An 8,556-nucleotide genomic window follows, 5' to 3' on the forward strand; every position below is an offset into this window, starting at 1 on the left:
GCGCATATCCGACGGCGGAAAATGCTGGCCGATATCGCCTAGCGCCAGCGCGCCTAAAAGGGCATCGCACAGCGCATGTAGCACTACATCGCCATCGGAATGCGCTACTACGCCCTGTGTATGCGGCACGCGCACGCCCCCAAGCATGATGTGATCGCCCGCGCCAAATGCGTGAACATCAAAGCCTTGGCCAATGCGGATCGTCATGCGTGTTGCCTCAATAAAAATTCGGCCAGCGCGAGATCGGCTGGCGTTGTTACTTTCAAATTATCTTCGCGCCCTTCCACCAACTGCGGGTGCAGGCCAAGGCGCTCTACCGCCATCGCCTCATCGGTAACGATTACGCCTGCTGCTTGTGCAGCTTCTAATGCACGCTGCAGCAAACCACGCCGAAAGGCCTGCGGGGTAAGCGCACGCCATAGCGCAGCGCGTGGCTCGGTGGAAGCAATACGCGCATGTGTATCGGCACGTTTGAGGGTGTCACGTACTGGTGCGGCGAGAATTGCACCGTCAGCACTCGCGTTGGCCGCTGTAATCAATTTTTCGATGTCATCGCGGCGCAGGTTCGGGCGCGCGGCATCGTGCACGAGGAGTAAGGCCTCTTCATCCACGCGTTCCGGCAGCGCATGCAGGGCCGCGAGCACAGAGTCGGCGCGTTCACCACCGCCCACGCAGGTTAGTACGGGCTTGCCGTGCAGCGACGTCCACCCCGGCCAGCGTGGATCATCGGCCGCCAGCGCAACCACAGCACCTTCCACTTCAGGATGGGCCAGCAGTGCACACAGCGCGTGTTCGATTAGCGGTTTGCCGGCCGCGTGCAGGTATTGCTTGGGCGTTTCACCCCCAAAGCGGCGACCGCTACCGGCGGCAGGCACCAGCGCCCAGCTCATTGGGAGGGAGATTCGCTGGTGTCTGCTGGTGTGGTGGCCGGTGCCACCGTCTTGTTCGCGTCATCAATGACGCGGTAAAAAACTTCCCCTGGCTTGGCCATACCCAGCTCGCTGCGCGCGCGTTCTTCCACGGCTTCGCCACCGGATTTCAGATCTTCCACTTCCGCCGCAAGCGCGTCGTTACGCGCCTGCAGCTTGGTGTTTTCCGCCGTTTGTGCGGCCACCCGATCGCGCAGTGCCTGCACGTCGCGCTGCCCACCACTGCCGTACCAAAGCTTGTACTGAAGCGCTGCTAATAGCAGCGCCAGCACCAACAGTACGGCAAACACACCTCTCATCTTTGTGTGCGCAATTAACGCTTGAGCGAGACGAAAGCGTCGCGGCCTGCGTAGCGCGCGGCACTCCCCAGTGCCTGCTCGATACGCAGCAGCTGGTTGTACTTGGCCACGCGGTCGCTGCGACACAGCGAACCGGTTTTGATTTGGGTGGCGGTGGTGGCCACGGCAATATCAGCAATCGTGGTGTCTTCGGTTTCACCGGAGCGATGCGAAACAATCGCCGCGTACTTGGCGGCATCGGCCATCGCGATCGCTTCCAGCGTCTCGCTCAGCGTACCGATCTGGTTCACCTTGATCAAAATAGCGTTGGCCACGCCGCGGCTAATGCCATCCTTGAAGATCTTCGGATTGGTGACAAACAGATCGTCGCCCACCAGCTGCACTTTCCCGGCCAAGCGGTCGGTGAGTTGCTTCCAGCCATCCCAATCGTCTTCGGCCATGCCGTCTTCAATGGTGATAATCGGGTACTGCTCGCACCAATGCGCGAGGAAGTCCACAAACTGCTCCGAGCTTAGACGCTTGCCCTCACCGGTGAGGTTGTACTTGCCGTTTTCATAGAACTCGGTCGAGGCGCAGTCCAGCCCCAGCATGATGTCTTCACCGGCCTTGTAACCCGCTTTGCCGATGGCTTCTAAAATGGTTTCTAGAGCTTCTTCATTGCTGCGCAGATCGGGGGCGAAACCGCCCTCATCGCCCACCGCCGTGGATAGGCCACGGCTTTTCAGCACCGACTTCAGCGCATGGAAAATTTCGGTGCCACTGCGCAATGCTTCTGAGAACGAATCAAAGCCCACCGGCAGCACCATGAACTCTTGCAGGTCCACGTTGTTATCGGCATGTGCGCCGCCATTGATGATGTTCATCATCGGCACCGGTAGTGCCGGAGTCGCGCCCGTGAGGCTGGCGAGGTACTGCCACAACGCCTGTTTCTTCGATGCCGCCACTGCGTGCGCGGCCGCCAGCGATACACCCAGCAGCGCATTGGCACCAAGGCGGCCTTTGTTTTCAGTGCCATCGAGGTCGATCAGACGCTTATCGAGGCCAGCTTGGTCGGCGGCGTCGAAGCCTTTTAACTCAGCCGCGATTGCGCCGTTCACATTGCCTACGGCCTTTTGCACGCCCTTGCCCAAGTAGCGGGTCTTGTCGCCGTCACGCAGCTCCACGGCCTCCTTACTGCCGGTCGAAGCGCCCGAGGGCACAGCGGCGCGGCCAAAGCTGCCATCGGCCAAGGTCACTTCGGCTTCAAGCGTGGGGTTACCGCGGCTATCGAGGATCTCGCGTGCGTGGACGTGGCTGATCGTAGTCATCGTGAAGTCGTCACTTAAGAGAAGTAATGGGAATTAGACAGAGTTTTCCAGAAAACCGCTGCGTTTGCTAACGGCATCCAGTTCTATCAGGGTAGAAAGAAGTGCTTCCATCTTACCTAGTGGCCACGCGTTCGGGCCATCCGATAGGGCCTTGCTTGGGTCGGGATGTGTTTCCATAAAGATACCGGCCACACCCACCGCAATCGCCGCACGCGCCAGCACCGGCACGAACTCGCGCTGGCCGCCGCTGGAGCTGCCCTGCCCGCCAGGTAATTGCACCGAATGGGTGGCATCGAACACCACCGGGCAACCGGTCTCGCGCATCACGCTGAGTGAACGCATATCCGAGACGAGGTTGTTGTAGCCAAAGCTTGCACCACGCTCGCACACCATGATGTTGTGATTGCCGGTGGATTTAGCCTTCTCCACTACCGGCTTCATGTCCCACGGCGATAGGAACTGGCCTTTCTTGATATTGACCGGCTTGCCGGTAGCGCAGACTTTGGTGATGAAATCGGTCTGGCGAACGAGGAAGGCCGGGGTCTGCAACACATCCACCACCGAAGCCACTTCGTCCATCGGGGTGTATTCGTGCACGTCGGTGAGCACCGGCACTTGGATCTGACGTTTCACTTCCGCAAGCACGCGCAGACCTTCTTCCATGCCGGGGCCGCGGAAGCTATTGATAGAAGTGCGGTTGGCCTTGTCGAAGCTGGACTTGAAGATGAAATTGATCCCCAATTTCTGGGTGATCTCTTTCAACTGTCCGGCTACGTCCAGTTGCAGTTGCTCACTTTCCACCACACAGGGGCCTGCAATCAAAAACAGCGGTTGGTCTAGCCCAACTTCAAACCCACACAGATTCATGCGTTTGCTCCCTTGCTGGCTTTGCGCGCGCGCGCCGCCTTGATAAACCCAATGAACAGCGGATGCCCGCTGCGCGGGGTGGATAGAAACTCTGGGTGTGCTTGGCAGGCCAAGAACCACGGATGCACGGACTGCGGAAGCTCGATCATTTCCACCAGTAGATCGTCCATCGACTTAGCCGAAATCACCAGCCCCGCGTCTTCCAGCTGCACGCGGTAGCGGTTGTTGAATTCGTAACGGTGGCGGTGACGCTCGCCCACCACGTCTTTGCCATACAGCTGATGCGCCAGCGTACCCGGCTTCACGCGCTGCTCTTGCAGACCAAGGCGCATGGTGCCGCCGAGGTCGGAGTCTTCGCTACGGTGTTCAATATCGCCACTTTGCGTGCGCCACTCGGTAATCAAACCGATCACCGGATGCACTGCATTTTTGTCGTTTTCGGTGCTATTGGCGCCTTCCAACCCCGCCAGATGACGCGCGGCATCTACCACCGCCGCCTGCATACCGTAGCAAATGCCAAAATAAGGCAACCCAGTTTCGCGCGCATATTTGGACGTTTGCACCTTGCCTTCAAACCCACGGTCGCCAAAGCCACCCGGCACTAGCACACCGTCCACGTCAGCCAGCACCTTTGCCGCGCCCTCGCGCTCCACGTCTTCGGCTTCCAACCACTTCAACAGCACCTTAGTGCGCTGACGGATACCGCCGTGTTTGAGCGCCTCACCCACCGATTTGTAAGCGTCTTTGTGATCGACATACTTGCCCACGACAGCAATGGTGACGGCGTCTTCCGGATGCGCTGAAGCATCCACCACCGCATCCCATTCGGACAGATCGGCGTCTTTTGCTTTGCCTTCCAAATGCAGCTGTTCCACCACGATTTGGTCTAAGCCTTGGGTGTGGAACCAGCGCGGAATTTTGTGGATATTGTCTTGGTCGATCACCGAGATCACCGACTTTTCGGCGACGTTGGTAAACAGCGCAATTTTGCGGCGCTCGCCCTCTGGCAGCGGCTGCTCGCTGCGGCAGAGCAGTACATCCGGCTGGATACCAATGCTGCGCAGCTCCTTCACCGAATGCTGGGTAGGCTTTGTTTTGAGCTCACCCGCCACGGCGATATACGGCACCAGAGTGAGGTGCATAAACATTGCACGCGCCGCGCCGCGCTCGCTGCGCAACTGACGAATGGCTTCGAGGAAGGGCAGCGATTCGATATCGCCCACGGTGCCGCCAATTTCAACGATGCCCACATCAAAGCCACGGGTGGCCGCATCAATACAGGTTTTGATCTGGTCGGTGACGTGCGGAATAACCTGCACGGTGCCGCCAAGGTAGTCGCCCCGGCGCTCTTTGCGGATTACGGCTTCGTAAATTTTGCCGGTGGTGATCGAGTTCAACCCAGACAAGCGCGTGTTGACGAAGCGCTCGTAGTGGCCAAGATCGAGATCGGTTTCGGCGCCGTCGTCGGTGACATACACCTCGCCGTGCTGGAACGGGCTCATGGTGCCCGGATCCACGTTCAAATACGGGTCGAGCTTCATCATCGTGACCTTTAGGCCACGGGCTTCAAGCACAGCGGCAAGCGAGGCGGCGGCAATACCTTTGCCAAGCGAGGACACGACGCCCCCGGTCACAAAGAGAAGGGGCGTTTGAGAATCAGGGGAGGTCATATCGGCAGCGCGGCGCTGGAAATGTGCATTTTAAGGCAAGCGCCCGAATCATGCACGCCCAACGCGGCGGCTGCCGTTCAGATGGCCGCATCCAGTGCCAGCCGCAGCGCCTGCACGCGGCTGGCATCGGTTTGCCAAAAATCACGATCAAGGCCCGCCGGGCCAATGCCGCCCTGCCCTTGCACCAAGGCTTTGCAGGAGGCATGCACTTCCTGCACACCCGTAGTCCGCACGAGGGGGCCAACCGTTTCCGGCGAGATCCCCGCCCCCGGCAAAATAATTAACCGGCCTGCCGCACGCGTAACATCGTGCGCAATGGCCGCGGCCCCCTGCGGCGCGCCGTCGGCCCCACCCGAGGTAAGCACGCGTGAGCAGCCTAGCGCGATGATGTGCTCCAGCGCGCTAGTGCGATCACTCACGCAGTCGTAGGCGCGGTGGAAGGTCACCTGCATTCCTGCCGCCGCATCCATCAGCATGCGGCAGTCGTCCATATCGATCTCAGCACTCGCAGTGAGGCCGCCAATCACTACGCCATCGCAGCCCAGCTTCGCGCACAGCTCTACATCGCAGCGCATCGCCTCCCACTCGCGCGGGGTATAGACGAAGTCTCCTGCGCGTGGACGGATCAGCACATGCAGCGCAATGTCGAGATATTCACGCGCCAGTGCAATGGTGCCAAACGACGGCGTAGTGCCGCCTTCGCCCAAGTTTTCGCACAGTTCTACTCGGTCGGCACCACCTTGCCGCGCCTGTAGCGCCGACTCCAGCGAATTTGCCGCCACTTCCAATAGCCGTACCATCACTGCCTCGCTTAGGTTTGCGTGGTCGAATACACCGAAGGCGAATCCAGCAGCACGTTGTGCTGCGCGCTATCGCACACCGCATAGACAAACCCACGGTGCAGCGCGAACGCGCCGACTTCACCATGCTTGTTCAAAGCAAGAAAACACACCTGCAGCGTTTTACTTGCCTCGGGGCGCTTTTTTACCACGCGTTCAATCGCAATTCGGCACGCCTCGGCAGGGGAATGCCCCTGCCGCATCAGCTCGACCACAAGGAAACTGGCGGTATTGCGAATCATTTCCTCGCCCACGCGGCCGCGCATTTGAACGCCATGCCGCTGGTGGTGCAGGCCCCCGCCATGCGGCCGTCACGGCCAATGGCCAGCATGCCGATGGTGTCATGGTTTTCGCTATTACCGGGGATACGGCGCCGTTCAACATTGATTTCCGGTTGGTACTGCGCCGTTTTCAGCCACTCGCGCCACGCTTTTTCTGCTTCTGGCGTGCGCAGACTGCGCGGCTTAAAGCCCTCACTCACCGCGAACTGGCGCGCCCCTGCGCCCACCAGCATCACATGCGGCGTGTGTTCCATCACCTTGCGCGCCACTGAAATGGGGTGGTCGATATCTTCCAACGCCGCCACCGCACCGCAGCTACCGTCGCCGCGCATGATGCTGGCGTCTAGCGTGACAAAGCCATCGCGATCGGGATAGCCGCACTGCCCCACGGTACTGTTGCATTGCCCAGTTTCAGCTCACCGTGCGCCAGCCTCTACGGCATCGAGCGCACTGCCATCACGCCCGAGCACCTCCCACGCTGCGCGGTTGGCCGGAACGCCAAAGTCCCAGGTAGAAACCACTTTGGCTCCAGACAGCGCTGCAGCGGTGGTTGCTGCCGGCAATGCACTCGCCGACGCAGCCAGCAATGTGGAGTGCAAAAACTGTCGGTGTGACGGCATCGGTAATTCCTTCAAAACTTAGTCAGATGAATGGCGCGCGGCATACCACGCGGCCGCGCCAATTAAGCCCAGCTGTCCGTGCTCAATCGTAAACACTGGGACCTCACTCAGCGTATCGGACAGTACACCTTTATCGACAAACCGCTGCATAAAACCGCCCTGCTGCAAATAATGCTGCAGATGCCCGGTTAACCCACCCGCCAAGCAAATCGAGCGCGCGCGGAAGGTAATGACAAGGTCCCCGGCAAAACTGCCCAACCAGCGACAAAACAACGTGACACATTCTGCAGCAAGCAGATCGTTGCCGCCGTTGGCCGCCTCTACCAGCTCTGCAGGAGTACCCCAATGCGGGCGCAAGTTACGCAGCTCGCACACGGCTTGATACAAATTCATCAACCCCGGGCCTGAAAATACGCGCTCGCTGTCCACGTGGCCAAAGCGTGCCTGCAACAAACGCACGACATCCAGCTCCAACAGCGAATTGGCCGCTAGCGCCGCGTGCCCCGCTTCGCTTGGCTGCACGCCTGCCCGGCCGCCCTGATCCACCACCAATGCAGCGCCAAGCCCCGTCCCCGGCCCTAACAGCAGCGCGGGCAGTTGCAAGCCCTGCCCATTGCCCGCCCCCAAGGTCTCTAGCTGCGCGGGCAAAAGCTGCGGCAGCGCCCAAGCAAGGGCTTCAAAATCATTGATGACATGCAGCCGGGAAATTTTGGCCTCGCACTGCGCTGCAGCCAGCGATACCTTCCACGGCAAATTGCTATTAAGCAGCGTATCGCCCTGCAACACCCCCGCAATCGCCACAACACAGACATCCGGTAGGGCTTGCTGCGTCTGCGCCGAATAATCACTGCGAAACTGGCACAGCACCGCCGCGAGGCTAGAAAAATCTGCACAGGCGTAGCGCTGATGGAAGGCAACAACCATCCCATCGGCACGCTGTTCCACCACGCCCAGCCGCGCGTACGTTCCACCTACGTCAGCCGTTATCAGCCGCTGAGCCGCACATTCTTCGGTGCGGTCTGTTACTTGCGTCACACAACCCCCTCGATTAGTCGCTGACTCTGCCAGCACATTGTCCTACAGGACATTGTACGGCCAGCCGTGGCGCATTCCCCCGGAAATGCGTGCAAAAACTGCCGTAAAGCGACAAACTGACGGGCTTGAGTCACTGGAACCACCCGTTACAACGCATGAACGCACGCTACGACGCCGCTGATATTGAAGTTCTCTCTGGTCTGGACCCGGTGAAACGCCGCCCCGGCATGTACACCGACACCGCCCGCCCCAACCACTTGGCGCAAGAGGTGATCGACAACGGTGTGGACGAAGCCCTCGCCGGGCACGCCAAGACCATCAGCGTAACGCTGTACGCCGACGGCAGCTGCGAAGTGGCCGATGACGGCCGCGGCATGCCGGTGGACATTCACCCGGAAGAAAAAATTCCCGGCGTCGAATTGATCCTCACCCGCCTGCACGCCGGCGGCAAGTTCAGCAACAAGAACTACACCTTCAGCGGCGGCCTGCACGGCGTGGGCGTAAGCGTAGTCAACGCGCTTTCGAACAAGGTTGATGTCTTTATCAAGCGCGACGGCAACGAATATCACATGGCGTTTGCCAACGGCGACCGCGCCTCAAAGCTCGACATCGTCGGCAGCGTGGGCAAGAAAAACACCGGCACCCGGCTGCGCTTTTGGCCAGATCCAAAATACTTCGATACACCCAAGTTCAACCTGCGCGCGCTCAA

9 protein-coding genes and 1 pseudogene are annotated in these 8,556 nt (G+C 59.9%); 1 reads left to right on the top strand and 9 read right to left on the bottom strand.

The features are described from left to right. The 9 genes and pseudogenes from KUL77_RS12555 to KUL77_RS12595 all read right to left on the bottom strand — a co-directional run. A partial coding sequence (locus KUL77_RS12555) for a 2-C-methyl-D-erythritol 2,4-cyclodiphosphate synthase (protein WP_297147867.1) occupies positions 1–207 on the bottom strand: 207 nt, incomplete at its 3' end. Beyond that, positions 204–890 carry a 2-C-methyl-D-erythritol 4-phosphate cytidylyltransferase gene (gene ispD, locus KUL77_RS12560; RefSeq protein ID WP_297147870.1) on the bottom strand — a complete coding sequence of 229 codons (687 nt, stop codon included), beginning with the start codon at positions 888–890 and terminating at the stop codon, positions 204–206. The genes ispD and KUL77_RS12555, both read right to left, overlap by 4 nt. Next, entirely contained in the window at positions 887–1,228 is a 342-nt protein-coding gene (gene ftsB, locus KUL77_RS12565; RefSeq protein WP_297147873.1) for a cell division protein FtsB, read from the bottom strand. The genes ispD and ftsB overlap by 4 nt, the downstream gene beginning before the upstream one ends. A gap of 14 nt (positions 1,229–1,242) precedes the next feature. Next, positions 1,243–2,535: a phosphopyruvate hydratase gene (gene eno / locus KUL77_RS12570; RefSeq protein ID WP_297147876.1), complete on the bottom strand. Its 1,293-nt coding sequence runs from the start codon at positions 2,533–2,535 to the stop codon at positions 1,243–1,245. Between the two features lie 33 nt (positions 2,536–2,568). Further along, positions 2,569–3,402 carry a 3-deoxy-8-phosphooctulonate synthase gene (kdsA, locus tag KUL77_RS12575; RefSeq protein WP_297147879.1) on the bottom strand — a complete coding sequence of 278 codons (834 nt, stop codon included), beginning with the start codon at positions 3,400–3,402 and terminating at the stop codon, positions 2,569–2,571. Continuing rightward, positions 3,399–5,072 (bottom strand): CTP synthase, encoded by a 1,674-nt coding sequence (locus KUL77_RS12580; protein ID WP_297147883.1) that lies wholly within the window; start codon positions 5,070–5,072, stop codon positions 3,399–3,401. The genes kdsA and KUL77_RS12580 overlap by 4 nt, the downstream gene beginning before the upstream one ends. A 77-nt stretch (positions 5,073–5,149) precedes the next feature. Continuing rightward, positions 5,150–5,875 (bottom strand): copper homeostasis protein CutC, encoded by a 726-nt coding sequence (locus tag KUL77_RS12585; RefSeq protein WP_297147886.1) that lies wholly within the window; start codon positions 5,873–5,875, stop codon positions 5,150–5,152. Positions 5,876–5,883: 8 nt separating this feature from the next. After that, positions 5,884–6,812 (bottom strand): annotated as a pseudogene (locus tag KUL77_RS12590) (N(4)-(beta-N-acetylglucosaminyl)-L-asparaginase). 18 nt (positions 6,813–6,830) lie between these two features. Next, the gene (locus KUL77_RS12595) at positions 6,831–7,847 is read right to left on the bottom strand and encodes a glucokinase (RefSeq protein WP_297147888.1); all 1,017 of its coding nucleotides are present in this window, start codon (positions 7,845–7,847) and stop codon (positions 6,831–6,833) included. A gap of 155 nt (positions 7,848–8,002) precedes the next feature. On the opposite strand from KUL77_RS12595, the gene KUL77_RS12600 reads away from it, so the two are divergent. Beyond that, the coding region (locus KUL77_RS12600) for an ATP-binding protein (RefSeq protein WP_297147891.1) at positions 8,003–8,556 on the top strand (554 nt) is incomplete at its 3' end.

The organism is Thermomonas sp. (assembly GCF_019104945.1).
Lineage (GTDB): Bacteria > Pseudomonadota > Gammaproteobacteria > Xanthomonadales > Xanthomonadaceae > Thermomonas.